This is a genomic window from Pseudodesulfovibrio portus, assembly GCF_026000375.1.
GTDB classification, from domain to species: domain Bacteria; phylum Desulfobacterota; class Desulfovibrionia; order Desulfovibrionales; family Desulfovibrionaceae; genus Pseudodesulfovibrio; species Pseudodesulfovibrio portus.
The window spans coordinates 1,878,612-1,903,620 of the sequence record NZ_AP026708.1 but is presented as its reverse complement, the minus strand read 5'-3'; the positions used below and the strand labels follow the sequence as shown (position 1 = coordinate 1,903,620).

General features: G+C 63.9%; 24 protein-coding genes. 16 read left to right on the top strand and 8 right to left on the bottom strand.

The features are described 5' to 3' along the window. Position 1 precedes the first annotated feature (1 nt). From OO730_RS09150 to OO730_RS09125, 6 genes are all read left to right on the top strand, one after another. Positions 2–3,214 (top strand): efflux RND transporter permease subunit, encoded by a 3,213-nt coding sequence (locus tag OO730_RS09150; RefSeq protein ID WP_264981145.1) that lies wholly within the window; start codon positions 2–4, stop codon positions 3,212–3,214. 282 nt (positions 3,215–3,496) lie between these two features. Continuing rightward, positions 3,497–4,288, top strand: a complete 792-nt coding sequence (locus OO730_RS09145) for an HAD hydrolase family protein (protein WP_264981144.1) — start codon at positions 3,497–3,499, stop codon at positions 4,286–4,288. Between the two features lie 254 nt (positions 4,289–4,542). Further along, positions 4,543–5,967 (top strand): DNA integrity scanning protein DisA nucleotide-binding domain protein, encoded by a 1,425-nt coding sequence (locus tag OO730_RS09140; RefSeq protein WP_264981143.1) that lies wholly within the window; start codon positions 4,543–4,545, stop codon positions 5,965–5,967. A gap of 3 nt (positions 5,968–5,970) precedes the next feature. Further along, entirely contained in the window at positions 5,971–6,198 is a 228-nt protein-coding gene (locus OO730_RS09135) for a competence protein ComEC (RefSeq protein WP_264981142.1), read from the top strand. A gap of 142 nt (positions 6,199–6,340) precedes the next feature. Further along, a complete protein-coding gene (locus OO730_RS09130) occupies positions 6,341–8,923 on the top strand; it encodes a methyl-accepting chemotaxis protein (RefSeq protein ID WP_264981141.1) in 2,583 nt (860 codons plus the stop codon). An 86-nt stretch (positions 8,924–9,009) separates the two neighbouring features. Beyond that, complete coding sequence (locus OO730_RS09125) at positions 9,010–9,174, top strand: hypothetical protein (RefSeq protein WP_264981140.1); 165 nt, start codon at positions 9,010–9,012, stop codon at positions 9,172–9,174. Here the strand turns inward: OO730_RS09125 and OO730_RS09120 are convergent. The 5 genes from OO730_RS09120 to OO730_RS09100 all read right to left on the bottom strand — a co-directional run bounded on the left by OO730_RS09120 (position 9,156) and on the right by OO730_RS09100 (position 13,540). Further along, the gene (locus tag OO730_RS09120) at positions 9,156–10,265 is read right to left on the bottom strand and encodes a hypothetical protein (RefSeq protein WP_264981139.1); all 1,110 of its coding nucleotides are present in this window, start codon (positions 10,263–10,265) and stop codon (positions 9,156–9,158) included. The genes OO730_RS09125 and OO730_RS09120 overlap by 19 nt on opposite strands. Continuing rightward, a complete protein-coding gene (locus tag OO730_RS09115; RefSeq protein ID WP_264981138.1) occupies positions 10,262–11,308 on the bottom strand; it encodes a GGDEF domain-containing protein in 1,047 nt (348 codons plus the stop codon). The genes OO730_RS09120 and OO730_RS09115 overlap by 4 nt, the downstream gene beginning before the upstream one ends. A gap of 605 nt (positions 11,309–11,913) precedes the next feature. Beyond that, the gene (locus OO730_RS09110) at positions 11,914–12,174 is read right to left on the bottom strand and encodes a hypothetical protein (RefSeq protein WP_264981137.1); all 261 of its coding nucleotides are present in this window, start codon (positions 12,172–12,174) and stop codon (positions 11,914–11,916) included. Positions 12,175–12,248: 74 nt separating this feature from the next. Beyond that, on the bottom strand, positions 12,249–12,689 hold the full coding sequence (locus OO730_RS09105; RefSeq protein WP_264981136.1) for a DUF2784 domain-containing protein: 441 nt from the start codon (positions 12,687–12,689) through the stop codon (positions 12,249–12,251). Beyond that, positions 12,686–13,540 (bottom strand): alpha/beta hydrolase, encoded by an 855-nt coding sequence (locus tag OO730_RS09100; protein WP_264981135.1) that lies wholly within the window; start codon positions 13,538–13,540, stop codon positions 12,686–12,688. Before OO730_RS09100 ends, OO730_RS09105 begins: the two co-directional genes overlap by 4 nt. Positions 13,541–13,613: 73 nt before the next feature. Here OO730_RS09100 and mobA point away from each other — a divergent pair, with 73 nt between their 5' ends. From mobA to OO730_RS09075, 5 genes are all read left to right on the top strand, one after another. After that, positions 13,614–14,219 carry a molybdenum cofactor guanylyltransferase gene (gene mobA, locus OO730_RS09095; protein ID WP_264981134.1) on the top strand — a complete coding sequence of 202 codons (606 nt, stop codon included), beginning with the start codon at positions 13,614–13,616 and terminating at the stop codon, positions 14,217–14,219. Positions 14,220–14,224: 5 nt separating this feature from the next. Continuing rightward, a complete protein-coding gene (locus OO730_RS09090; protein WP_264981133.1) occupies positions 14,225–15,262 on the top strand; it encodes a tRNA dihydrouridine synthase in 1,038 nt (345 codons plus the stop codon). 7 nt (positions 15,263–15,269) lie between these two features. Next, positions 15,270–15,908 carry a cyclase family protein gene (locus OO730_RS09085; RefSeq protein ID WP_264981132.1) on the top strand — a complete coding sequence of 213 codons (639 nt, stop codon included), beginning with the start codon at positions 15,270–15,272 and terminating at the stop codon, positions 15,906–15,908. A gap of 294 nt (positions 15,909–16,202) precedes the next feature. Then, positions 16,203–17,033, top strand: coding sequence for a phage capsid protein (locus tag OO730_RS09080; RefSeq protein ID WP_264981131.1), 831 nt, complete (start codon positions 16,203–16,205; stop codon positions 17,031–17,033). 81 nt (positions 17,034–17,114) lie between these two features. Then, positions 17,115–17,363: a hypothetical protein gene (locus tag OO730_RS09075; protein WP_264981130.1), complete on the top strand. Its 249-nt coding sequence runs from the start codon at positions 17,115–17,117 to the stop codon at positions 17,361–17,363. 132 nt (positions 17,364–17,495) lie between these two features. Here OO730_RS09075 and OO730_RS09070 read toward each other — a convergent pair whose 3' ends face one another. Then, on the bottom strand, positions 17,496–18,332 hold the full coding sequence (locus OO730_RS09070; RefSeq protein ID WP_264981129.1) for an MBL fold metallo-hydrolase: 837 nt from the start codon (positions 18,330–18,332) through the stop codon (positions 17,496–17,498). 53 nt (positions 18,333–18,385) lie between these two features. Here OO730_RS09070 and OO730_RS09065 point away from each other — a divergent pair, with 53 nt between their 5' ends. After that, positions 18,386–18,892 carry a thermonuclease family protein gene (locus OO730_RS09065; RefSeq protein WP_264981127.1) on the top strand — a complete coding sequence of 169 codons (507 nt, stop codon included), beginning with the start codon at positions 18,386–18,388 and terminating at the stop codon, positions 18,890–18,892. Positions 18,893–18,932: 40 nt separating this feature from the next. Here the strand turns inward: OO730_RS09065 and OO730_RS09060 are convergent, their stop codons facing one another. Then, positions 18,933–19,865 carry a universal stress protein gene (locus OO730_RS09060; protein ID WP_264981126.1) on the bottom strand — a complete coding sequence of 311 codons (933 nt, stop codon included), beginning with the start codon at positions 19,863–19,865 and terminating at the stop codon, positions 18,933–18,935. A 10-nt stretch (positions 19,866–19,875) separates the two neighbouring features. Beyond that, positions 19,876–21,318 carry an SLC13 family permease gene (locus OO730_RS09055; protein ID WP_264981125.1) on the bottom strand — a complete coding sequence of 481 codons (1,443 nt, stop codon included), beginning with the start codon at positions 21,316–21,318 and terminating at the stop codon, positions 19,876–19,878. Positions 21,319–21,452: 134 nt separating this feature from the next. Here OO730_RS09055 and ilvN point away from each other — a divergent pair, with 134 nt between their 5' ends. The 4 genes from ilvN (at position 21,453) to OO730_RS09035 (ending at position 24,954) form a co-directional block, all read left to right on the top strand. Beyond that, positions 21,453–21,932 (top strand): acetolactate synthase small subunit, encoded by a 480-nt coding sequence (gene ilvN, locus OO730_RS09050; RefSeq protein WP_264981124.1) that lies wholly within the window; start codon positions 21,453–21,455, stop codon positions 21,930–21,932. Between the two features lie 3 nt (positions 21,933–21,935). Next, positions 21,936–22,874: a phosphate acyltransferase gene (locus OO730_RS09045; protein WP_264981123.1), complete on the top strand. Its 939-nt coding sequence runs from the start codon at positions 21,936–21,938 to the stop codon at positions 22,872–22,874. After that, positions 22,871–23,962 (top strand): butyrate kinase, encoded by a 1,092-nt coding sequence (gene buk, locus OO730_RS09040; RefSeq protein WP_264981122.1) that lies wholly within the window; start codon positions 22,871–22,873, stop codon positions 23,960–23,962. The genes OO730_RS09045 and buk overlap by 4 nt, the downstream gene beginning before the upstream one ends. 113 nt (positions 23,963–24,075) lie before the next feature. After that, the gene (locus OO730_RS09035) at positions 24,076–24,954 is read left to right on the top strand and encodes a CheR family methyltransferase (RefSeq protein ID WP_264981120.1); all 879 of its coding nucleotides are present in this window, start codon (positions 24,076–24,078) and stop codon (positions 24,952–24,954) included. Positions 24,955–25,009 lie beyond the last annotated feature (55 nt).

Here is a 25,009-nt window from a genome sequence, read left to right as displayed (position 1 = left end):
CATGCGCAAAAACACGCCCGTCGAGAGTCTCATCAGTTGGACACTGGGGCAGAAGGTCCTGGTAAACCTGGTCTTTGTCGTGCTCATGGTGGTGGGCGTTTTCTGCGTCCTCGACCTGCCGGTGGAGCGGTACCCTGACGTGCGCATGGGCAAGGTGATCATCTCCGGCTTCCTGCCCGGGGCCAGCCCGGACGAGGTGGAGACCCTGGTCACGCGCAAGATCGAGGACGCCCTGGAGGACCTGGAGAACGTGGAGTTCATCCGCTCCCGCTCCTTCCGCCAGCGTTCCTCGGTGCTGGTCAAGTTCATCGACGACACCGATTACGACACTTTGTATGACGAACTGCGCTTCAAGGTGTTGTCCATCCAGAACGATCTGCCGGACGATATGGACCCGCCCTCCTTCACCGTCATCCGGGTCAGCGAGTGGCTGCCGGCCATATCCGTCAACCTCGTCGGGGACCGGTCCAACCGGGCCCTGACCCTCATGGCGGAGGAGATGAAGATTCCCCTGCAGCGCATCCCCGGCGTCAAGGAGGTGCAGATCGACGGCGAGGACCCGCGCGAGTTCCACGTCGCCCTGGACCCGGGCAAGCTCAAGCGGCTGGGCGTGACCTTCGACGAGGTGGGCCAGGCGCTTGAAGGGGCCAACGTGTCTGTCCCGGCGGGCGATTTCATCAGTGATTCCGGTGAGTACGTCATCGTGGCCGACGAGAAGTTCCGGTCCAGGGACGAGATCGCCTCGGTCATCGTCCGGCGCGACCTGGACGGCTCCTTCGTCACCGTGGGCGACGTGCTCAGCCATGCGGGCATCGGCTACCGCGACCCGGTGATCATCTCCTCGGTCAACGGCAAGGACTCGGTTTCGGTCAAGATCATCAAGACCCCGGAGGGCAACGCCCTGGACATCGGGGCCGGGGTGGAAAAGGTGGTGGCCGGATTCGCCGAAATCCTCAGGGTGGAAGGCGTGGAAGCGGTCATGACCCAGGACCAGCGGGTCAACGTGCGCGAGAACATCAGCACGCTCGGTTCCAACCTGCTGGTGGGCATCGTCCTGGTCTGCGGCTGCATCTGGATGGTCATGGGCTTCCGCAACGCCATGCTGACCTGCGTGGGCGTGCCCTTCTCCTTTCTGGTGACCATGATCATCATGTGGCTTACCGACAACTCCATCAATGAAATCACGCTCTTTTCCTTTGTCCTGGTCAGCGGCATCATCGTGGACGACGCCATCGTGGTGGTGGAGAACGTCTATCGCCACGTCCAGGACGGCAAGGACCTCAGGCGGGCGGTCGTCACCGGCACCAGCGAGGTCTTCCTGCCCGTGCTGGCGGCCACCTCCACCACGGTGGCCGCGTTCCTGCCCATGCTGATCATGACCGGCTCCACCGGCGAGTTCTTCGCCCTGGTGCCCAAGGCGGTCAGCTTCGCCATCATGGCCTCGCTCATCGAGTGCCTGCTCATCCTGCCGCCCCACTTCCTGGACTGGCCGGGCGCGGAAAAACTCAAGGAAAAGGCGCGCGAACACGCGGTCCGGCCCGATCCCAGGTTCCTGGTTCACCTGAGGCGGTTCACGGACCGGGTCCTGCGGATTACCCTGCGCCACAAGTGGAAGACCATGCTGTGCGTGGGCGGCGCCTTCATCATGGCGCTGGTCATCCTCAGCGTGTCCGTGTCCGGCGTCATGCCGCTCCTGCGCATCAAGTTCTTCCCGGATGAATACACTTTGTATTACGTGTCCATGGAAGGCCCGGTGGGCACGGACGTCCGAACCTCCTCGGCCAAGGCCAAGGAGATATCCAGCTTTCTCATGAGCCTGGGGCCGGGCACCACCAAGTCGTGCTCCGGCCTGGGCGGCATGGATATCAACGAGGACTACGAGAACGTGTTCGGCTCCAACCGGGCCATCGTCATCGTGGAGTTGCCCGAGCAGGCGGACCGGGAGATGATCGACAACCCGGACAACGACCCCGAGGTGTTCCTGAACGTGGTGCGCAAGAAGCTCGCCCCGTTCGCCCAGTCGGGCTGGCGGTTGCACATCTGGGCGGAAAAGGGCGGCCCGCCCGCAGGCAAGGACGTCAACATCCGCGTTCTCGGCCCGGACCAGGAATCGGTTCTGGCCCTGCAGAAGGACATCCACGGCTGGATTCGGAACAATCCCGAACTGTCTCCCTACCTTGTCGATTTCACAGGGGATACCGGCACAGACAACCGGGTTTTCCGGTTCAGCGCCATTCAGGGCCGGACCGCCGAGTTCGGCCTGACCCCGGCCCGGGTGGTAGGGCTGGCGGGCTCCATCCTGGATGGCCGGTTCGTGGGCAAGTTCCGGGCCGCCGACGAGGACATCGACCTCAAGCTGATGATCGACAAGCGGTTCCTGGCCCAGCCCGAGGACGCCCTGGACATACCCATCCTGGAGAACGACCAGGGTGCGGTGCGGGTGGGCGATCTGGTGGAGGTGGAGACCTACCGCGAACCGGGCCAGCTCAACCGGTTCCAGGGTCAGCGGGCCATCACCCTGACCGCCAACATCACCCCGGGCGCGCCGGTCAGCCCGGCCAGCGTGGTCCACGCCGTGAACAGCTACTACCGAACCATCACCCACAAGTACCCGGGCGCAACCCTGAGCTTTGCCGGGGAATTCGAGTCCACCGGGCGGTCGTTCACCTCGCTCATGTATGCGTTTTGCATAGCGATTCTGATCATGTACACCATCCTGGCCTGCCAGTTCCAGTCCTACACCCAGCCCGCAGTCATCCTGTCCGCCGTGGCCTTCGCCCTCATAGGCGTGGTCCTAGGCACCTTTGTCACCCGCTCCCTGTTCACGGTGAACAGCTTTATCGCCACGGTTGGCGTGACCGGCGTGGTGGTCAACGACTCGCTGGTCCTCCTGGACTTCATAAACCGGCTCTATGCCCAGGGGTGTTCGCGCGCCGAGGCCATCCGGGAGGGCGTACGCATCCGGCTGCGGCCGATTCTCATGACCACCCTGACAACCACCCTGGGCCTGTTGCCCATGGCCATGGGCATCCCCTACTACTCCGTTGTCTGGGGCACCATGGCCACCACGTTCGTCACCGGCCTGTGCGTGGCCACGGCCCTGACCCTGGTGGTCATGCCGCTGGAATGGGACCTGCTCATGCGCCGCAAGGAACGCAAGGAGCGCAAGCGCGCTGAAAAAAAGGGCATTGTCGCGGCTGACGGCGGGATGTGACGTTCAGACCTCTTCTCAGTGATTTAAAGTTTTTCTAGAAAAAGTTTAGAGAAATTGGATGGTGTGGGAATAGTAGATGTTCTTAAAGAAAGAGCTAACCCGCTGAAATTTTGTTGATATTAGTGGAAATATTCACAAGTGACCCCTCTCCCGGCACAACAGATGCCGTCACCGGGCGGGGACAATGGGCTGGAGTGCGGGCGGTCTGCCCTGCAATTGGTTGCGCCAGGGCGTGAGGCAGGGTATTCTGCCCGGCAAACCACTGATTGCAAAGGAGTTGGTATGGCCGCCTATCCGCCCGTGACCCTGCTGGTCAGGAATGTAGACAAGTCCGCCCGGTTTTATGAACGGGCCCTCGGATTCACCCCGGCCTGGGGCGGATTGCTCCTGGGGCCGTTCGGCCAGTCCTTGCGGCTGGTCGAAGTGGCCGACACCGTGGCCGGCGGGTGCGTCATCGTCACCGTTGAGGTGCCGGACGTGGACAAGGCCGTGGACGCCATTCTCAGCCATGGCGGCGGTCGGGCGGAAAAGCTCATGGGCGATACCCCCCTCTACCTCGGCCCGGACGGCGAGATGCTCTCCCTGGCCCGGCGCGGGCTGGCCGACGTCCACAAGATCAGGCTCGTGGTCTACGACTTCGACGGCGTCATGACCGACAACCGGGTGTCCGTGGACCAGGACGGGCGCGAGTCCGTGCGCGCCAATCGTTCCGACGGCCTGGGCGTGGGCATGATCCGAGACCTCGGCCTGGAGCAGGTCATCCTTTCCACCGAAGCCAATCCCGTGGTCAAGGCCCGGGCCGACAAGATCCACCTCGAAGCCATCCACGGCATCCGCGACAAGGGTTCGGCCCTCATCGAGCTGGCCGAGAAACGGTCCATCTCCGTGGGCGGCATCCTGTTCGTGGGCAACGACGTTAACGACGCCGACGCCATGGGCCTGGCCGGGTTCAAGGTCGCGCCCGCAGACGCCCACCCCTCCATCCTGGCCCTGGCCGACTACATCACCCAGGCTCCGGGCGGCCAGGGTGTGGTCCGCGAGCTGGCCGACGTCCTGGCCGCAGGCCGGAAATAAAGGCCCGGCGAGAGTCCCGAAAGCGCGAGGGCCCGCTGCCCCAAAGGCCGTGTTCGATTCGGGCGGCAGGGTCGCCCGACAGCGGTCAGCCCGCAATCGTATTGAACGAAGGCCATTCTCCTCCGGCACTGCGGGACTTGGGAAAGTGGCGCAGATGGGCAGCTGTCGCAAGCCGGGGACCAAGAACTCTGGACATTGTCGAGACTTTTGACATACGTTCACGGAGATTGTGAGATTTGGAACGCGGGGGCCGTATGTCAGAAGCTTCATTCGAGAGTGTCTGTATCTTCCATATTCTTGATGGCCTGCGAGAGGGCTTGTCGAATTTTTCCAAGCAGAGCCGTGCGGCGTTGATCTATGCGCGCAAGCCGGATTCGCCGCCGCGCATATGGGACCCGCAGGACCTGCTGGAGGGCCACGAGCCAAAGCTCAGGGATTACTACCTGTACTCGTCCAAATGGCGGGGCCGACCGCCGTCGCATCAGGAGCTGGAGATCATCCGGCAGGAGGAGGCGGGCCTGGACCTGGCGGGCCTGATCAACCAGGGCGCGCGTTCCCGGCCCATGCACTACCAGATGTGGTTTACCGAGGAGCACCCGGACATGTGCTCGCTCGGGCCGACCCGCAACTGGCTGGAATACGCCGCAGAGCTGATCTCCCAGAATTTCGAGACCTGCAACGTCATGAACCTGGATACCGCCGGGTTCATGCTTCAGCACTGCGCCACCCACGCCATCAGGGATTTCATCGTTGACGAGCGGTCCCGGCTGGGGTGGCTGGACACCCAAATCCGCGTCTACCCGTTTCTGGACGCCATCATCGGCGTGTCCTCCACCAAGGAGGAGGGGGCGTGGCCGCGCGGCCGCATGGTGGTGGTGGAGCCCAGCCAGCTCGACCAGGTGCGCCTCGTGTGCCGGTTCCCTCTCCACGAGCAGCCGAGGCTGGCGGACACCAAGCACGTGCGCAAGCTCCTGCAGGCCGTGGAGGATTCCGGGCGCGTGCTCGTGTCGGACGGGTCCACGGTGCTCGGCATCGCCATCGGTCCCATGCCGGGCGCGTACCTGGCCGCCCAGTTCTCGGGCACCCACGGGTTCCTGTGGATCAAGGACGACCTGGTGTGCAGCTTCGCGGACGGGCGGTTTCATTCTTCCAACCTGCGCGCCAACCTGGTCCAGCTCGAGGAACAGCTCCTGGAAACGGACATGGATATGGAGAAGCAGCACTCGCTGATGCAGATCGTGTCCCTGATGGTCAACAGGGTTCGTGACCGCAAGCACGGCTGCACCCTGGTCATCGACACCGGCATGGACCGCCTCTCCATGTCGGGTCAGCACTTCGAGGAGCCCCTCGACCTGCAGGAGTCCAGCCAGCTCAAGCTCGCCTGCTCCCTGGCCAAGCTCGACGGCGCGCTGCACCTATGCCGCGACCTCAAGCTGCACGGCTTCGGCTGCCTCATGGACGGCCGCAGCGTGCCGGGCGAAAACAGGGCGCGCGGAGCGCGTTTCAACTCCGCCCTCCGGTTCACCGCCGAACACGAGGACATCGTGGTGGTGGTCGTGTCCGCCGACCGTCCCGTGTCCATCATCAAGAACGGCGTGGAACTGACCGCCCTGTGCCGGTTCGGGCAGATTCGCGGACTGTCCAGGCCGCCGCTTCTGGCCGAGTGGGTCATGAGCTGACCCATGCGTTCGGACTGGATTTCCGACCCCGTCCTGTGGGTCATTGCCCTGCCCGCCCTGGCCGCGTCCGGTCTGCTGGCGCAGATGGTTCTTTCCCTGTTCCGTTGCTGCGGCGCCTTCACCATCCAGGGCAGGCCCGTGCAGCTCAAATGGTGGATGATTCCCGTCACCGCCACCGCCTGCGCCCTTTTCTGGGCCCTGGCCGTTCTCTATGTCGTCCTGGGTGGTTGATTTTCAACTACTGATAATCATTGCCGTTTTTTTGTCACAGAAACGTCGGCCAATCTTTGCGCCGTTGTTGCCTGGCTGTAACAAATGGGGTCGTTTCGTTTGGGCGCAGGGCTAGGATTCCCTCTCATCCTAAGGGGGAGTCATGAAACTGAGCGTGAAGATACTCATATTTTGCCTGCTTATCGGCATCTTGCCGCTGGCGGGAATGGCCGGTTACAGTTTGAACACGGCGTCCGAGAGCCTCAAGGAGCAGGCATTCAGCCAGCTCGTTTCGCTCCGGGAGGCCAAGCTGCACGACCTCCACAGCCTGACCAGAGGGTGGGACAAGGACATCACCATGTTCTCCGAGGCGCGTTACGTATACAGCGCCCTCGTCCGGCTGCGGGACATCATTTTTTACGAGGCCAAGCCCGGCAAGCGCATGGACGTGACCAACGAGGATTTCGCCCATGCCGTGGACCGGGTGAGCCCGGAGTTCCTGCCGTGGCTCAAGGTCCGGGGCTATGCGGACGTCCTGCTGGTCGACGATACAGGGCGCATCGTCTTCACTGCGGCCCGGGGCCGGGAGCTGGGCGAGGACCTGGCCAAGGGGGTCCTGTCCGCCAGCCGGTTGGCCGGGGCCTGGAAACGGGCGCTCAAGGGCGAGACCGTGATCGTGGATTACCATCCCTACGAGCCCCTCGACGGGCTTCCGTGCGCCTTCATCGCCGCGCCCATCCGCCGTTACGGCAAGGAGATCGAGGGCGTGGCCATGCTGCGCATTCCCACCCAGTCCGTTAACGAGGTCATGAGCGCCCGGGCGGGAATGGGCGAGTCCGGCGAGGCCTACCTGGTGGGCCAGGACGGCTTGATGCGGTCCGACCTGTTTTCCGATCCCGAGGCCCACAGCGTGGAGGCCTCCTTCCGGTCGGCGCGCATCGGGCGGCTGGATACCGCGCCGCTGGCCAAGGCCCTTTCCGGCCAGGTCGGTTCCATGGAGTCACTGGACTATCGGGGCCGGGAAGTCCTGGCCGCCTATGCGCCCGTGATGGCGGGCGACACGTCCTGGGGGTTGGTGGCCAAGATCGACGCCTCCGAGGCCCTGGACCCGGTCAGGCAGCTGGAAAACGCCGCCTACGTGGTGGGGGCCTCGTCCGTGGCGGCCATCATCCTGGTGACGCTCGTCTTTCTGCGCTGCTCCCTGCTCAAGCCCCTTGAAAGGCTGCGCGGGTATGCGGGCCGGGTGGCGGGTGGCGATTTCAACGCCGAGCCGGGCCGGTTTCAGGGCGAGCTGAGGCAGGTGACCGTGGCCATCGAGCAGATGGTCCGCATCCTGGCGGACAAGATGCAGGAGGCCGAGGCCGCATCAAAGCTGGCCGAGGTCCGCGCCGCAGAGGCCGAAGAGGCCGTGATCCGCGCCGAGCACGAGAAAAAGGCGCGCAGCGACGCGGCCAGGTCCCAGCGCGAGGGCATGCTCCAGGCAGCCGGGATGCTGGAATCCGTGGTCGCGGGCATGAAGGAGGCCTCGGCCACGGTCAATACGGAATCCGACCGCATTCTGGAAGGGGCCAACAGCCTGAGTGTCCGGGTGGAGTCCACGGCCGCGTCCATGGACGAACTGGCCGAGTCCATCCGGGAGGTGGCGGCCAACGCCGAGGTGGCCTTCAAGGATTCCCAGGAGGCCCGTCACCGCGCCGAGGAGGGCTCCGAGGTGGTGCGCAGGACCGTGCAGTCCATCGGCGACGTGCATGCCATCACCGCGCAGCTCAAGGACAAGGTGGCCGCCCTCGGGTCCAAGGCGGACTCCATCGGCAAGGTCATGAACGTCATTTCCGACATCGCGGACCAGACCAACCTGCTGGCGCTCAACGCGGCCATCGAGGCGGCCAGGGCGGGCGAGGCCGGGCGCGGTTTCGCCGTGGTCGCCGACGAGGTGCGCAAGCTGGCCGAGAAGACCATGGACGCCACCCGCGAGGTGGGCTCGTCCATCTCCGGCATCCAGGCCGACGTGCGCGACAACATCTCCGAAATGGACAAGGCCGCCGAACGGGTGGAGATCGCCAATGACCTGGCCGGAGAATCGGGGCAGGCCCTGAACGAGATAATGGAGTTCTTCGACGCCACCATCCGCCAGGTCCAGGCCATCGCCTCGGCCAGTACGCAGCAGTCCGCCGCCGGCGAGGAGATCAACAAGGCCGTCAGCGAGGTGGACGCCGTATCCGGCAAGACCGCCGGGGCCGTCGGCCAGACCAGCGGGGCCATCGCCGAGTTGACCGGGCAGATCGAGACCCTGTCCAAGCTGTACGGGCTGTTCATGCTGCTCGGCGAGGGCACGGTCCAGAAAAAGGTGGCCGCCCTGGCCAAAACCCCGGACCTGGTTTCCCGGAACAAGCTCAAGCGGTTCGCCGTGCTGGAAAGGGTCGTGCTGGGCAACCCGAGCCTGGAAATGGCCTGGATCACGGATACCGAGGGTATCCAGGCCACGGCGTTCGCCGTGGCCCACAACGGGGCCGTCGGCAAGGCACAGGGCGGCGTGGGCACGGACTGGTCGCATCGGGAGTGGTTCCGGGAACCTATCCGGACCGGGGAAACCTACATCTCCAACATCTACTATTCGGAAGCCATCGAGGACTACTGCCTGACGGTCTCCTCGCCCATCAGGGACGCATCCGGCGAGATCGTGGGCATCCTGGCCGTGGACGTCCGTCATGGCGGGCAGGCTGAAACCCTGGAGGCCGCCGCATAGGGTTCCCGTGATCCAATCGCCATACATCGGTCATGGCCCCGCCATGTTGATTTGGTAATCGGAAGACTCCAAGGGAGGACCGTATCATGCTTTGGTATGCACACAAGAAATACACGCCCGAGTTCTATGCCGCCAGGCTGGACGCCATCCGCAACCACGCGCGTTGCTCCACCCGCTGCATGGCCCTTATTGCAGCCACTGCGGCCACGGTGCAGATACTGGTGGACGTGACCTACATCTTCTGCCTGTAGCGTCTGAGCAGAAAGAACAGCACGGCAAACGCCAGCAGGCCCGCCGCTGCCGTGGGTGCGAAGCCGGTGGCGATTTCGTCGGACCCGCCGGGCGTGCCGGGCGCGTTGACCACGGTGGCTCCCTCCATGGGAGTCATGCCGAATCGGGCCAGGGCCAGGCCGTCGAGCACGACTGTGGCGGGCACCGGCTCCGGCAGCATCTCCCGCGCCGGTTCCCCGGCCAGGATGCGTTTGGCCGTCCGCATCGCGTACCGCCCCGTATCCCTGCCGGTTGCCAGCATGCCCCCGACCACGCCGGACCCGAGGACCGCATCGGTGAGCACGAAGATCGGCGAGTTGATGTGCGCCCGGAAGAGGTCCGCCAGTTGCCGGTCCGAGACCGGGAGACCCTTGTTGTCCTCCCCGTACCAAAGAAGGACGGCCACGGAGCGGCCGGGCATGCCGCCGAGGACCTGCCCCAGCCTGTCGATATCCAGCCCCTCGTCGTCGCCCGGTTCATGGCCGGGAAAGATCAGAGCCGTTTTCTCTTCACGCCGTTTCATGGCCCGTTCCAGGGCCGCTCTGGCTGCCAGGCCCCGGGGCGAGCTGTCGCTGATGCCTATGACCAGCCGGGTTTCGGGCCGCAGGTCGAAGATCAGGTCCAGGGTCCCATCCAGGTCGGCCTCCAGGGGCAGGGCCACGCAGTTGCCGCACAGGGCCGGCCCGCCGGGATCGATCTGGCCCGGTCCGGTGAGGACCACGGCGGCGCCGGGAAAGAGTTCCTCCCGGTATTTGCCCGCAAAGGCCCCGGCGGTCTCGTCCGTGGCGATCACCACGCGGGCTGCCGGGTTGAGCGTTTCCTTGAGCCTTTGGGCGACGGCGTCGATCGTGTCCTCGTCCACGGACGGCCCGCCGAGATACGCATGGTTCAGGCTCGCCCCGCTGCCCGCTTCCCCCGCCGCTCCGGCGGCCACGGCGTCCGTCCACGGCGTGGGGGAGTCCAGGCCGTGCAGGAGCAGGATGCCGGCGGACAAAGCCGGGGAGGGCAAACCCAGGAGGGCGAGCAGGAGCAGGAGGCGCAAGGTCATGGTATTGTTGCGTGCGAAAGTCATTGGTCCTTGGCGGAACAGACCCTGTTCCGTCCGGAGTTCTTGGCCTGGTAAAGGGCCGTGTCCGCAGCGTCGATCAGCTTTGAGGCGGACCATCCCTCCTGCCATTGGGCCACGCCGATGGACACGGTGAACTGCAGGGTGTCGTCGGAGAACCGACCGTTTTCCCGGGCGCGGAAGCCGTAGTTCTGCACGTCGTAGCGGATGGCCTCGGCCTTGATGGCGGCGGTGTCGAGGTTCATATTCTTCATGACGAGGACCAGCTCCTCGCCGCCGTACCGGGCCGCGAAACCGGCGTAGAGGGAGGCGTGGGCCGAGATGATCCGGGCCAGGGCGCGCAGCACGTCGTCGCCCGTCTGGTGGCCGTAGGTGTCGTTGACCTTCTTGAAATGGTCCACGTCGATCATCATCATGGACAGGGGCGGGTCTCCCTGCTTTCTCCCTTTCACGGCCTCTTCGATGTAGTTGTCGAAGGCGCGTCGGTTGTACAATTCGGAGAGCAGGGGGTCGAAGTTGGCGGTCCGCTCGAAATAGGAGGCCTTGGCGTTCAGCTCGGACGCCTCGGTCTCGAATTCCTGGATCAGTTCCTGGAACATGCCCCGGACCCCGGACACGATCATGGATCGTTTCGAGCCCGATTGGATGATGTCCACGGTGTCTTCCTCGAAGGTGCCCAGCCGGTCGGCCTGCCGCTCGTTGACGCCCTGCATGGAGGAGATGATCACGGCCATCTCGTTGACGAGCTGGGACGCGGACCGCTTTTCGCTGGTCAGGGCCGCTTCCAGCTCCAGGGTGCCGATGTTCTGCATGATGTACATTTCGAGCATGGCCAGGATGGTCTCGAACCGCTTTTCCGAAAAGTCCCCGGCCAGGAGCTGTTCGCGGATTTCCTGCTGGATTTCTGCTTTCTTCTCGTCCGTGTAAATGGTCAGCCGGGGGAGCAGGTTGCGGATGAACAGAACCACGGCCATCCAGTCGGGGTCGTCGTCGATGCCGGATTCCTTCATGAGGCGGAACAGTTCCTTGGTGCGTGCGGAGCCTGTCATAGCGTGTCCGGTGTGGCGGGTGTCGGATGCGGGATAAACGAAACGCAGTCTGCCATGCTTAAGCTACTCCATATTTTCGGCGGAGTGTCAAGCGGGACCGTCCGGTCGATTGGGCAAAAAAAGTGCGCCCTGCCGGATTCTCCGGCTTGGTACCAGGGCCAGACATTTCAAAATATACACTTTATGACGGCCTGGTGCGTTTATTGATGGCGCACATTGCTCTTTCTGGGAGTAGGGCGACTCGATTCGCCAGATCTGTCAAGGAAGAACTCGGTATCTATTTCCTCCCACCCTCCGCTGAGGTTGTCTGTTTTCCTCCTTGGCGAAGGATTCCAGCCTTTGACTCCTTTATACGCTTCCCCAAAAAACAGGGCAAGGGGTCGGGGCGGAAAAACCGACTCGGCAGCCGCAACTATCGGCCACGGCTGGAGATAAAAACGAAGATTTTTACAGGAGGGGACGGAGTCACCGCGCAGGGACAGCGGAAAAAGAAAAGGTCCAATTATGATAATGTATTGCAGTATCGGAAAAAAAGCAAGCGCAAAGGCGAACACGCCGATTTCAGGCCTGTCCGATTGATGCGGGAAGAAGGACTGCGGGTGGTTCTAATCGTCTTCGAACGGGTCGGCGATGAGGTCCATGACCCGGGCCAGGTCCAGGCGGTGAGCCGGGGCTTCCTGAGCGGCCAGGGCGGTGTCCATCTCGGCAAGGGATTCCCTGGCCTCGACGGCCTCGGCGCGGCCCAGGTTCTCGGTGACCACGTTCATGGCATTGTCCAGGGCCTCGGCGGCGCGGGCCTTGAGTTCCCGTATCCGGTCCTCACCGGCGGGGGATTCCTGTATCCGTATGGATTCGATGGCTGGCATGTGGTTCCTCCTTGCAGCTGGCATGGAGAACAGCAAATCCCGTGCGACACTTTAAAAAATCAATTATTTCAGCATTATGGTTTTTCTTCTTTCGTCATATCCGGCAGGATTTTCCCCCTCCGGCGGACCGGCACCAGGAACAGGGTCAGGAGGATCAGGCCGAAGAACAGTCCGTAGGCCACGCCGAATTGGAGCTGGCTGAAGTCGTGAAAAAGGAGTTTGCCCGCCCAGTACCCGATAAAGGACTGGCCCTGCCTGGCCCAGCCCTGGCCGCCCGCCCTGCGCAGCACCCCCTCCCAGACGGTCAGGGGGCAGAGCCGCCCGGCCACGGTCTCGGCCAGCACAAAGCCCATCAGCCCCACGTGCGAGAAGCGGAACCACGGGTTGCGCACGAACCGCCAGCCGCGCCATGCGCCCAGCCAGATCACGGGCAGGCTGAACGCGTTGAAGGCCGCGATCAGGACGTGGACCGCCAGGACCGCGTCCGCCAGCAGCAGGAGTCGTGACTCGGTCATTGCCCGGCCTCCGGGCCCGGCGGCTGCTCCAGCAGGGACAGGAAGCGGTCCAGCCCGTCCACGTACGCCTGCCCTGTGGACAGGAACCCGGTGTTGTGGTCGCCGAGAAGCTCCAGGAAGGATTTGGGGCCGCCATAGGCGTCGTGGAGTTGCTTGCCCAGGGCGAACGGAACGATGTCGTCGTCCCGGCTGTGCAGGAACAGGGCCGGGAGTGTGACGTTTCGTAATGCGTTTTCGCTGTCGTAATGAAAACGGGCCAGTCGGCGCACGGGCAGCCACGGGTAGTGGTGTACGCCCATGTCGGGCACCGAGGTGAAGGTGGATTCGAGGATCAGCCCGGCGGGCGTCGCGTTGTGCGTGCAGAGGTGCCGGGCCAGATCTGCGGCCACGCCTCCTCCCAGGCTGCGCCCGAACAGGATGATCGAGCCGGGGGGCATGAGCCGTTCGGCGACCAGCCACTCCCAGGCCGCCCGTGCGTCCGCCCTGGTCGCCTCTTCGCCGGGGACTCCCTGGCTTCGCCCGTATCCCGAGTAGTCGTAGATCAGGACCGACAGCCCGAGATCATGGAAGATGCGCAGGGATTCCAGCCGGTGGGAGATGTTGCCGCCGTTGCCGTGGGAAAAAAGCAGGGTGAACCGGGGCTGCTCGTGGGGCAGCCACCAGGCGTGGATGGCGGTGCCGGACGCGGTGGTCAGGTACACGTCCTCGTAGGCCAGACCGGCGTCGGCAGGGGTGGAGACCAGCTCCCTCCGGGGGCAATAGAGCATTTTGGGCTGGGAGATGTACACCCAGGCGACCAGGGAGCCGTAGAGCAGGGCGAGTGCGCCCGCGATGGTTGCTGCCGTCCACATGGGGCGAGCATACACGGGTTGCGCCCGTTTGTGGACCCTTTCCATTTGCCGTGGCTTGTTCTAATCTGCGCCCATGGACATCGCAGGCATCATACTGGCCGGGGGACTCGGCACCCGCATGGGGCACGTGAAGAAGGCGTTCCTCGAGGTCGGGGGCAGGACCGTCCTGGACCGGCTGCTGGCCGTGTACCGCCCCCTGTTCACCGAGATCGTCATCTCGGCCCGCGAGGCGGCGGATTTCGCGGCCTACGGATTCCCGGTGGCCGAGGACCGGTTCGAGGCGCGCAGCTCCCTGACCGGCATCCACGCCGGACTGGACGCCATGAAGGCCTCCTATGGCTTTTTCGCGGCCTGCGACGATCCGTTCCTGCAGCCCGGGCTGGTGGAGCGGCTGCTGGCCGAGGTCGAGCCCGAGGTCGACGTGATCATCCCCCTCAAGGAGGACGGTTACCGCGAGCCGCTGTGCGCGGTCTATTCCAAGCGCTGCCTGCCCTTCATCGAGGCCCAGCTCAGGCAGGAGGATTTCAAGATCATCCGTTTCTTCGACCATGTCGCGGTAAAGGAGGTGCCCATCGCCCGCCTCCTGCCCGGCGATCCGGACCAGGTGTCCTTCTTCAACGTCAACACCCCGGACGACCTCCGACAGGCCGAGCGACTGGCTGCGGAACTGGGCCTGTAACCCCCATGTCCTTCGATTCCCTGAACACCCTTTCCGGGCTGCTCAACCGGCCGTTGTCCATCGGCAACAGGTCCGTTGCCAACCGGCTGTGGCTCGCGCCCATGGCCGGGCTGAGCCATGCGGCCTTTCGCCAGGTCCTGGACGAATACGGCGGGTGCGGTCTGATGTTCACCGAGATGTGCATGTCCAGGGCGGTGCCCACGGAGAACCCGCGCGTGTCCACGGTTTTTCGCTGGCGGGAGGAGGAGCTTCCGCGCCTGGTCTGCCAGATCGCGGGCGCGACCCCGGAGGACCTGGTTCCGGCGGCCCGGCGCGTGGAGAAGGAAGGCTTCTTCGGCGTGGACATCAACATGGGGTGCTCGGCGCCGGGCATCATCAAGCGCGAGTCGGGCGCGGCCCTGCTCAAGGAGTCCGGCGGTGCCCTGGCCGTGGCCGAGGCGGTGCGCAAGGCCGTGTCCATCCCGGTCTTCGTCAAGTTCCGCACCGGCTGGACCCCGGATATCGGGCCCGCCGTGGCCCTGGCCAAAAATTTCGAGTCCACTGGCGTGGACTGCCTGGTCTTTCACCCCAGGGTGGCCCCGGACAAACGCACCCGGCCTTCGGTGCGCGAACACATCACCGCCATTGCCGAAGCCGTGTCCATCCCGGTTTTCGGCAACGGGGATGTGGTTACGCCCAAGGATTGCCTGGACATGCTGCAGACCACCGGTTGCGACGGTGTTTCCGTTGGCCGCATGGGTGTGGCCCGCCCCTGGCTGTTCGCCGAGTGGACCGCCGGATACGTTCCCACGGACACCTGTTTTTGCGACTACGCCCTGCGGCTGGCCGATGTCCTGGACGAGCAGTTCGACCCCATTCACGCCCTCAAGCGGTACAAGCTCTTCACCATCTATTTCGCGGCCAATTTCACCTTCGGCCACAGCCTGCAATCGAAGTTCCTTGGGGCCAAGTCCATGGACGACGTCCGCGCCGTGGCCGAGGCCCACCTCAAGCCCGGCATGCGGCTGGTCAAACGCCCGAACATGAATCTCTACAGCATCTGAGGACGCCATGCAGACCATCGACCTCACCCACACGATCCATACCGGCATGCCGGTCTTTCCCGGCGACCAGTCGCCCAACCTGCGGCGGACCCACTTCGTCAACCGTGACGGGTTCGCCCAGACGGCCGTGGCCATGAGCTCCCACACCGGCACCCACGTGGACTGCGCGGCCCATCTCTTTGCGGACGCCCCCGGCCTGGACTGGCTCGGCCCGGACAATTTCACGGGCTGGGCGGCCGTGGTGGACCTGACCTCCCTTCCTGCCCCGCGCATCGACCAGCCCGACCTCGCCCGTCTCGCGGACATCGACGGCCTCGACTTCGTCCTGCTGCGGACGGGCTGGGACCGCCACTGGAAGACCGACCTCTATTATCAGGGCGAATTCCCGGTCCTGACCGAAACCGGTGCCCGGTTCCTCGGCGGCCTGGGTCTGAAGGGCATCGGCCTGGACACCCCGTCCCCGGACCCGGTCCGGTCCCATGAACTGCCCGCGCACCATATCCTCTTCGACCATGGCCTGGTCATCGTGGAAAACCTGACCAACCTCGGCGAGTTGCCGCTCCAGGACTTCGTGTTCTCCTGCCTGCCCCTGCGGCTGAAGGACGGGGACGGGTGCCCGGTGCGCGCCGTGGGCATGACGTTTTAGGCCGCCTCCGGTCCCCCATCCTCTCGTCATCCGGCTGTAGGGTCGCGGAGCCTGTTTCCGACCACCCATGTCAAGTGCTAATTTTATCCTATAGCCTGTTTTCACTATACATTCTTTGACAAAACCCGGTTTTGCGGAAAACCCGTGGTAGGGTCCTCTCACCCGGCCCGGAGGTCTCCAGACGGCCCGGCGGACGAAAGTGAAGCGGTTTCATTTTCGGTCGCGGACACCCGTTGACAGGACACAGCTCGGATACCCGGCCTGTACAATCCTCAACGGACAAAGGAGAACTCAATGTCCACGACCGTCAGCAACGGGTTTGTCACCCAATATGTGGAAATGGTGCACCAGGCCTATCAGGGCCGGGGCTCCAAACTGCGCCACACCGTCCGCCTCCAGGAAGGCGTGGAAGGCTCCAAGTGCGTCTTCCAGAAGGTCGGCAAGGGCGCGGCGGGCAAGAAGACCCGCCACGGCAACGTGCCGCTCATGAACCTCAACCACTCCAACGTGTCCTGCACCCTGTCCGACTGGTACGCCGCCGAGTACGTCGACAAGCTCGACGAGCTCAAGGACAAGAGCGACGAGAAGCAGGTGGCCGCCGATGCCGGTGCCTGGGCGCTTGGGCGCAAGATCGACGAACTGATCATCACCAAGCTCGACGGCGCCTCCAACGTGGTGGCCGAAGCCGAGGCCGGCCTGACCAAGGACAAGATCCTCCAGGCCTTCGGCACCCTCAACGCCAACGACGTGCCCGACGACGGCCACCGTTTCGCCCTGGTCGGTCCGCACCAGTGGAACGAGCTGCTCAACATCCAGGAGTTCAAGTCCAGCGACTACGCGGGTGAACAGTACCCCTGGCTCAAGGGCACCGAGTCCCGCACCTGGCTGGGCATCACCTGGATGTTCCACACCGGGCTGCCCGTGGACGCGGGCTCCCGCAAGTGCTTCATCTACCACCGCAACGCCGCGGGCCTGGCCGAGGGCCAGAAGGTCCAGGCGTTCGTGGACTGGGTGCCGGAAAAGGCCGCCCACCTGGTGGACCACATGCTGTCCGCCGGTGCCTGCCTCATCGACCCGGACGGCGTCATCGAGATCATGTGCGACGACGACGCGGTGATTCTCTAACCGATTCGGGAGAGCTGCGCTGAAAGCACGCTTCCTCCCAGGACAGGGATTTGATCAAAAAACAACAAGGAGTAATACGAAATGGCATACAACAGCGAAGACATGCGGCTCATGGGCGGGGTTCCCGGCCAGCAGCTGTTCCTCTACCGCACCGAGGACGCCGTGGCGTCCGTGACCGGTTCCGGCTACTTTGACGAGGCTGCGGTGGACTACACCCTGGACACCGGCGACATCATCATCGCCTGCACCGGCGCGGACATGGCTGCGGCCGTGGACATGCTGGTGGCCACCAACACTGACGGCGTGGTCACGGTGGTCAGCGGAACCTAGGGACAACGAAAACGAAAACAGGCACATTCCACACTCCAGTCGGGGCCTCCTCTTCGGGGAGGCCCCTTTTGGGTGGGCTTGAAATAAAGGGATTTTGCAATACAGATTCGATGGAAGGGGGAAGTTCGTTTCTTAGAATTCAAGCGTCAGCCCGGAACCCACTTCCTTGACCGGGCATTTCCTGGCCAGGGCTATTTTGCCCGCCAGGTCGGTGCAGTGGCAGCAGTAGAGCGCCTCAAGGTCGAGGGCGGCCAGGTAGTCAGTGGTCGGGTCCAGCCGTTCGGGCTTGGCCTTTTGCAGGTGGAAGCCGCCGAGGACCGTGCGCACGCTGTCCACGCCCGTCACCCGCTTTGCCTGTTCCACCGTGTTGCAGATGCCTGCGTGGGCGCAGCCCGCAATGACCACCAGACCCGTGTCCGAGACATAGGCCATGGCCGTGTCGTCCGGCAGGTCGTCCTCCACCCAGCCGTTTTCCTCGTTGCGTTCGCCAAGGGGGGCGGGCGGCTCGAAGTCCGTTACCCGTTTAATTTCACCCAGCGTTGCCAGCCGCTTGGAAAGCCATACCGGCTGGTCCGTCAGGGTCAGGTCAAACTGCGCAGACAGCTTTTCCTCGGCCAACAGCATGCCCAGTTCGGGAACCGCGTCCTTGCGTTTGGAAGTGAACGCCTTGGGGTGGGCCACCAGCACGGGGCGCGAATTGGCCTGCTTGTGCACTGCGGCCTCGAAGTAATGCCGGATCAGGATGTCCAACCCCCAGGTGTGGTCGAAATGGCCGTGGGACAGCGCGATCCAGTCCAGGTGCAGCAGGTCGATGTTCTTGCGCTGGGCGTTTTTCAGGAAAGCGTCGGAATAGCCCGCGTCAAAGAGCACCCGCGTCTTTCCGTCCCGGATGAACATGGATAACGCCGGTTCCGCCAGAAACTGGGTGCCCACCAGCGAATTGTTGTCTACGAGAAAGGTCAGTTCCATAGAATGCCTCCGCGAACTGGAATGGTTGAACGAAATACTTTATGCTCCTTCCCATGAGTTCACGCAATGCCCTTTTCGGCCTCATCATTCTTGCCGCGCTGCTCCTGCCCGGCGCGGCTTCGGCCCAGATGGTCACCTTCATCAAGATCATCGACGGCGACTCCCTGCTCGTCGAGGCCGGGGGCCGGTCCATGGAGGTGCGCCTCATCGGCGTGGATGCCCCTGAATTCAAGCAGGAGTATGGCCTCCAGGCCAAGGAGTTCTCTCTCAAGTTCTGCTTCGGCCACAAGCTGCGCCTGGAGTTCGACAAGGAGTTGGTCGACCGCTACGGCCGCGTGCTCGCCTACGTCCACCGGGGCGACAAGATGCTCAACCGGGAGATTCTCGAGGCCGGTCTTGCCATTGCCGTCAGGATCAAACCCAATATCCGCCGCTACGCCGCCTTCAAGGCGGCAGAGCAACTGGCCGTCGGCAAGAAACACGGCTTCTGGAAGCAGGGCGGTCTGAGGATGACCCCTGCCCAGTGGCGCAAGGCGCATCCGCAGAAACGACGCGACTAGGGCGTCCCCGGCGGGTCTGCCGGGGCGCAGGAATCAATCCCTACTTCACGATCATGACCGAGTTCCGGGCTTGCCGGGCCACCTCGTGGGATACGCTGAACCCTTTGGCGAACCAGGGTTTGAGCGATTCCGAGGCGAGGATGAGGGAGAAGTCGAAGCCGATGGTGATGATGGTCTGCACGGGGTCGCCGACTTCGACCAGGGTCTCGTGGGGGGTGATGCCTGCGGCCTTGAACGCGGCTGCGGCTTCGTCCACGGCCTTCTGTGCGCGCGGCAGGTCCTTGTCGGTGGGGGCCACGGACAGGATGGACGCCGGGCACTGGCAGGCGTGGGCGTAGCGGATGGCTTCGGGCAGCATGGCCCGCGACTGGTCGGTGTCCTGGACGCAGACCAAATGGCCGTGGCCGGGTTCGAGGTGCCGGGCCACTATGATGGACTGTTCGCAGACCGAGGCTATTTTGAGGGCCAGGGGCTTGGCGGACAGGAGCTTCTTGAGGCCGGACATGGGTTGGGGCGACGCGCCGACGATGACCAGGTCGGCCTTGAACCGTTTCGCCTCGTCGGCCACGGCGGAGGTCACGTCCTTGGCGGTGCGCAGGCAAAGGGAAATCGTCGCGCCGCAGGGGTTTTCATATTCGATGACGTATTCGCCGGCCGGATCGCCGGAGATGTCGCGGTGGCGCCATTCGCGGTTTTTTTCGTCCGTGATCTCGCCCAGGTCCACGAGGATGTCCCGGGCGGTCTTGAGCTGGGTCATGCCGGGCAGTTCCAGTCCCCAGTCCAGGATGTTTTCGCGGGCCACGCGCACTTCCATGCCGCCGGACTGCAGCCCGCTGTCCAGGGGGCGAACGAAGAGCAGGGATATGTCGGCGCAGCTTTTTTTGCTGAGCCGGGCCGCGTACTTGAGCCCGGCGTAGGCATCCGGGCCGCCGCCGATGCAGATGAGGATGCGCAGTCTGTCGTCCGAGGTCATGGGCAGCTCCTTAGAGGCCGGTCAGGGGCCAGTAGAGTTTCGACGCCGCTAAAAGGACGATAAACGACATGAGCGCCATACGCCAGCCCACTTTCATGAAGTCTCCCGGACGCAGGTAGCCGGAGGAATAGACGATGGTCGAGGCCGGCGTGCCGATGACCGTGAAATAGGCGAAGGCGCTGGAAATGGCGGTGACCATGCCCACGGCCAGCGGGTTGGTCTCGGTGCCCACGGCGATGGACAGGACGATGGGGCCGAGTACGGCCACGGCCGCGCCGTTGGACATGGTGTTGGTGATGAAGGTGGTCAGGGCCATGACCGCGGCCAGCAGGCCGATGCCGTGGTCCATGCCCAGCGGGGCCAGGGAGTCCATGAACAGCCCGGCCACCCAGGCCGCCGCGCCGGTGTCGCGCATCTGCACGCCCAGGGAGATGGCTGCGGCGTACAGCAGGACCACGCCCCAGTTGACGCCGGAGTTGATGTCCTGCCAGCGAACCAGCCCGGCGATGAGGAACAGGACCGCGCCGAGCAGGGCGATGGTGCCCATGCCCACTTCGGAGGAAAACCCCACCCAGCCGATCAGGGTCAGCAGGAACAGGCCGATGGCCACGTAGTTGCTGCCCGAGAGGGAGCCTTCGCTGCCCACCTGCTTCTTGAGCTGCTCGATGGCCGGGCCGAGGTCCGTGAGGTCGGTCTTGAAGGTGGAGCGCAGGATCAGGTGCATGAGCGGCAACTGGATCAGGAAGATGGGGTAGGCGTATATCATCCAGTCCAGGTAGCTGACGGAATAGGCGTAGGTGGCGGGATCGTCCGTGGCGAAGAAGCCGCGCAGGTAGTCTATCATGATGGCGTTGCGCGCGCCGCCGGACGGCGTGCCGATTCCGGCCATGGCGCAGGCGTACGAGATGGAAAAGAGGAAGAGCACGGCCAGGGCGCGCCGTTTCTGCGGGTCGTCCGTGGCCAGCTGGAGCAGGGACAGGGCCACGGGCAGCATCATGGCGGCCACGGTGTGCTCGCCGATGAAGGAGGCCAGGATGCCGGAAAAAACCGAGATGCCGAAGGCGATGCGATAGGCGTTCGGTCCGGTGACGCGGACGATGAGCAGGGCCAGCCGCTTGTCCAGCTTCTGCTTGACCAGGGCCACGGCCAGCATGAGCGAGCCCATGATGAAGAGCACGGAGTCCTTCATCAGCGATTTGGCCACCAGGGAGGAGTCGAGCTTGAGCAGGAATATCTGGCCGAGGATGATGAGCAGGGCCACGGCGGGCAGCGGGATGGGCTCGGTGATGAAGAGCATGGTCGCGCCCACGGTCATGATCAGGACCTTCCAGCCGTCGGGCGAGACCGATTCCGGGGCCGGGGACAGGAACATGGCCGCCTGGATCACCAGGGTGATGAAGAACCATTTTTTTTCGCGCAGGTAATTGATCACGATGGAGGCAGCATACACCACTCACGGCCCTGTCGCCAGCCGAAAACCGCTTCTTCCGACTCAGTGCAATCCTTTCTTTTCAAGGATGCGCGTATTGGGTAACCTTGGGGGGCGGCCGACCGCCGCCGAACGAACGCTCAACCAAGGAGTTTCCCTTGATACGCACATTATCCGCCTTGTGTAAGAACGAGCCCGGCGTTCTGGGGCAGATGGCCCTGGAATGCGGCAAATACAACGCCAATATATTGTCCCTGGCCGCCGGGGAGACCGAGAACCCCGAGATTTCCCGCATCGTGCTCTGCGTGGACGGCGACGACGCGGCCATCGACGAGGTCGAGAAGTATCTCGAATCCCTGGACGCAATCATCCAGATCGACGACCTGTCGCGCAAGGATTTCGTGGACCGGGAGCTGGTCATGGTCAAGGTGTCCATGGACCGGGCCAACACCGGCCAGCTGATGCAGATTTTCGAGGTCTTTCGCGCCAACGTGGTCGGCATGGGCCAGGAGACGGTCACCGTGGAGCTGTCCGGCGACCAGGAGCGCGTGGACGGGTTGATCAAGATTCTCGCGCCCTACGGCATCAAGTCCATGTGCCGGTCAGGCATGATCGCCCTCAAGCGCGGGGACGAATAGGCCGTGCCCTACCCACCCATAACCAATTTGCAGGAGCTCGTGGGGGCAGCCCTGGAGCACGGGGGAGGGGACCTGCCCAAGGTCGCCATCGCCCGGTCCGCCGAGGGCTTCGTGCTCCGGGCGGGCGTGGAGGCGTTCGAGCGCGGCGTGGCCGAGCCCGTGCTCATCGGCGATATGGACGAGACCCGGCGCATCGCGGACGAGCGGGGGCTGGACATCTCCCGGTTCCGCCAGCTGCACATCACCGACGACGACCGGGCCGTGTTCGAGGCGGTTCGGTTGTTCCGCGAGGGCGAGGCCCGGTTCATCATGAAGGGGCTGGTGTCCACGGCCATGCTGCTCAAGGCGGTGCTCAACAAGGAGACCGGCGTGCCGCACCCGTCGCGCATCCTGAGCCACGTGGCGGTTTTCGAGTCGCCCATCGACGGACGGGTGATGATCCTGACCGACGCGGGCGTGAATATCGCACCCACCCTGCAGCGCAAGATCGACATTTTGAAGAACGCGCTGGACGTTGCCCGGGCGCTCGGTATCGAAGCGCCCCGGTGCGCCATCCTGGCGGCAACGGAAAAGATCAACTATCCGGCCATGCCCGCCACCCTGGACGGCGACATCCTGACCAAGATGGCCCGGCAGGGGGAGTTCGGCGACGCCCGCGTGCTCGGACCGCTCTCCCTGGACCTGGCCGTTTCCAGAGAGGCGGCGGCCACCAAGCGGTTCGACGATCCGGTGGCCGGGAGCGCCGACATCCTGGTCACGCCCAACATCGAGGCGGGCAACGTTCTGTACAAGGCGCTGTCCACCCTGTCCGGCTGCATCATGGCCTCGGTGGTGGTGGGCAGCCGCGTGCCCGTGGTGGTCCCGTCCCGGGGCGACTCGGACGCGAGCAAATTTCACTCCATTGCCCTGGCCTCGGTGCTGGCCGGCCGGAGCGGGTCGTGAGCGTCCTGGTCATCAACCCCGGCTCCACCTCGACCAAGCTGGCCGTGTTCGAGGAAGGGAACTGCCTGGCGTCCTCGGAGCTCCAGCACGACCGGCAGGCCCTTTCCCGGTTTGTCCGGGTGGCCGACCAGTTCGACTACCGGCTGCATGAGGTTGGGAAGTTCCTGGCCGATTCCGGTACGGACGCGGCCCGGCTGCGCGCCGTTGCCGGGCGCGGCGGATTGTTGCGCCCGATGGATGGCGGCGTTTACGCCGTGTCGGACGATATGGTCGCCGACCTGAAATCGGCCCGGTACGGCGAGCATCCCTGCAACCTGGGCGCGCTGCTTGCCCTGGAAGTGGCGCGGGAGATGAATATCCCCGCCTACGTCGTGGACCCGGCGGTGACGGACGAACTGATGGATGCGGCCCGGCTGACCGGATTGCCCGGGATCAGGCGGCGCAGCCTTTTTCATGCGTTGAACCAGCGCGGCGTGGCCCGCATGGTGGCCGACCGGCTGGGCATCGATTACGCGAGCAGCGATTTCATCGTCTGTCACATGGGCGGCGGCGTCTCCATCGGGGCGCACCGCCACGGTCGGGTGGTGGACGTGTCCAACGGCCTGGACGGCGAGGGGCCGTTCACCCCGGAGCGGACCGGCGGGTTGCCCCTGCTGCCGGTCATCGACCTGCTCAAGCGGGGCGACATGGACCTGGACGGGCTCAGGCACGCGGTGGTCAAGGAAGGCGGGCTGTACGCCCACCTCGCCACCAATGATCCGCGCGAAGTGGTGGCCCGCATCGAAGAGGGCGACGAACAGGCCGCCCTTGTTTTCGACGGGCTGGCCTATGCCGTGGCCAAGCATGTTGGGGCCATGGCCCCGGCTCTGGCCGACGAGCGCGGCCATGTGCACGTGGCCGCCGTGATCCTGACCGGCGGCCTGGCCCGGAGCGGCCCGCTGGTGGCCGAGATATCCCGGATGATACGCTATCTCGGCCCCGTTGAGGTGGTGCCCGGCGAAGTGGAGATGGCCTCCCTGGCCGCAGGGGTGGAGCGGGTCCTGAGCGGCTCGGAGCCAGCGCGGGCATATTATAACGCCGTTGATTGATTCATCGGCATTTGTATATTGTTATTCCAGAGCATAAGGGGTACGGATTACGAGTCAAATTTTTCCGGGGTTGCGCCATGTGTCCCTTGGGTACGCATAGAAGGAATGATTGAATGGGGTCTTTGTTTTCCAAGTCCACCACCTTGCGGAAGGGCGTCAGGATCACGGATGAAGAGTTCGTGCAACTGCGTGATTTCATATATGAAAAAAGTGGAATATTCGTCGATGTCAAACGCAAGTATCTTTTCGAGAGCCGGTTTTCGAAGCGGCTTGACGAATTGCGGCTGACCAGCTTTTTCGACTACACCAAGTATCTCAAATACGACAAGAAAAAGGATGAGGAGCTCAAGCACCTCTTCGAGCTGGTGACCACCAACGAGACCAGCTTTTATCGGGACATGCGCCAACTGGAGGCCTTCCGGGACAACGTTCTGAAGGAAGCCCTGAATGAACAGCGCAAAAAGGGCCGGCTGGAATTGAACATCTGGTCTGCGGGCTGTTCGTCCGGTGAAGAGCCCTACACCCTGGCCATCCTGCTCATGGAAACCCTGGGGCTCGAGTTGCCCCGGTGGAAGATTTCCATCACTGCGGCAGACCTTTCGGCCCAGATGGTTGCCCGGGGCAAGGAAGGCATATACAAGGAATACGCGTTCAAGACCACGCCCGACGCCATCCGCAAGAAGTATTTCAAGGAAGTGGAGGGCGGGTGGCAGATCGCCCCGGCCGTCAGGAACATGGTCAATTTCGTGCAGATGAACCTGAACGACACTCTGTCCCTCAAGCGGGTGCCCCGCTCCCAGATCGTGTTCTGCCGGAACGTCATCATCTATTTCGACGACGCCATGAAGAAGAAGGTGGTCGGCTCGTTCTATGACAACCTCCATCCCGGAGGATGCCTCATGATCGGCCATTCCGAATCGCTTCACAAGATATCCCAAGTCTTCAAACCGGTTTCCTATCCAGGAACCATAGCGTACATGAAGGAAAAATAGGGAATCGTTCCCTGTCGGAGGTCACGAAGTTGAGTATCCTGAGCTTAGAAGAATT

Coding starts and splice junctions, on each gene's coding strand:
- OO730_RS09140 (WP_264981143.1), top strand. CDS start 4,543: ATGTCAGAAGCTTCATTCGAGAGTGTCTGTATCTTCCATATTCTTGAT.
- OO730_RS09135 (WP_264981142.1), top strand. CDS start 5,971: ATGCGTTCGGACTGGATTTCCGACCCCGTCCTGTGGGTCATTGCCCTG.
- OO730_RS09085 (WP_264981132.1), top strand. CDS start 15,270: ATGCAGACCATCGACCTCACCCACACGATCCATACCGGCATGCCGGTC.
- OO730_RS09130 (WP_264981141.1), top strand. CDS start 6,341: ATGAAACTGAGCGTGAAGATACTCATATTTTGCCTGCTTATCGGCATC.
- OO730_RS09035 (WP_264981120.1), top strand. CDS start 24,076: ATGGGGTCTTTGTTTTCCAAGTCCACCACCTTGCGGAAGGGCGTCAGG.
- OO730_RS09100 (WP_264981135.1), bottom strand. CDS start 13,540: ATGTGGACGGCAGCAACCATCGCGGGCGCACTCGCCCTGCTCTACGGC.
- OO730_RS09105 (WP_264981136.1), bottom strand. CDS start 12,689: ATGACCGAGTCACGACTCCTGCTGCTGGCGGACGCGGTCCTGGCGGTC.
- OO730_RS09150 (WP_264981145.1), top strand. CDS start 2: ATGCGCAAAAACACGCCCGTCGAGAGTCTCATCAGTTGGACACTGGGG.
- OO730_RS09070 (WP_264981129.1), bottom strand. CDS start 18,332: ATGGAACTGACCTTTCTCGTAGACAACAATTCGCTGGTGGGCACCCAG.
- OO730_RS09125 (WP_264981140.1), top strand. CDS start 9,010: ATGCTTTGGTATGCACACAAGAAATACACGCCCGAGTTCTATGCCGCC.
- OO730_RS09060 (WP_264981126.1), bottom strand. CDS start 19,865: ATGACCTCGGACGACAGACTGCGCATCCTCATCTGCATCGGCGGCGGC.
- OO730_RS09080 (WP_264981131.1), top strand. CDS start 16,203: ATGTCCACGACCGTCAGCAACGGGTTTGTCACCCAATATGTGGAAATG.
- OO730_RS09120 (WP_264981139.1), bottom strand. CDS start 10,265: ATGACTTTCGCACGCAACAATACCATGACCTTGCGCCTCCTGCTCCTG.
- OO730_RS09075 (WP_264981130.1), top strand. CDS start 17,115: ATGGCATACAACAGCGAAGACATGCGGCTCATGGGCGGGGTTCCCGGC.
- OO730_RS09090 (WP_264981133.1), top strand. CDS start 14,225: ATGTCCTTCGATTCCCTGAACACCCTTTCCGGGCTGCTCAACCGGCCG.
- OO730_RS09065 (WP_264981127.1), top strand. CDS start 18,386: ATGAGTTCACGCAATGCCCTTTTCGGCCTCATCATTCTTGCCGCGCTG.
- OO730_RS09115 (WP_264981138.1), bottom strand. CDS start 11,308: ATGACAGGCTCCGCACGCACCAAGGAACTGTTCCGCCTCATGAAGGAA.
- mobA (WP_264981134.1), top strand. CDS start 13,614: ATGGACATCGCAGGCATCATACTGGCCGGGGGACTCGGCACCCGCATG.
- OO730_RS09145 (WP_264981144.1), top strand. CDS start 3,497: ATGGCCGCCTATCCGCCCGTGACCCTGCTGGTCAGGAATGTAGACAAG.
- OO730_RS09110 (WP_264981137.1), bottom strand. CDS start 12,174: ATGCCAGCCATCGAATCCATACGGATACAGGAATCCCCCGCCGGTGAG.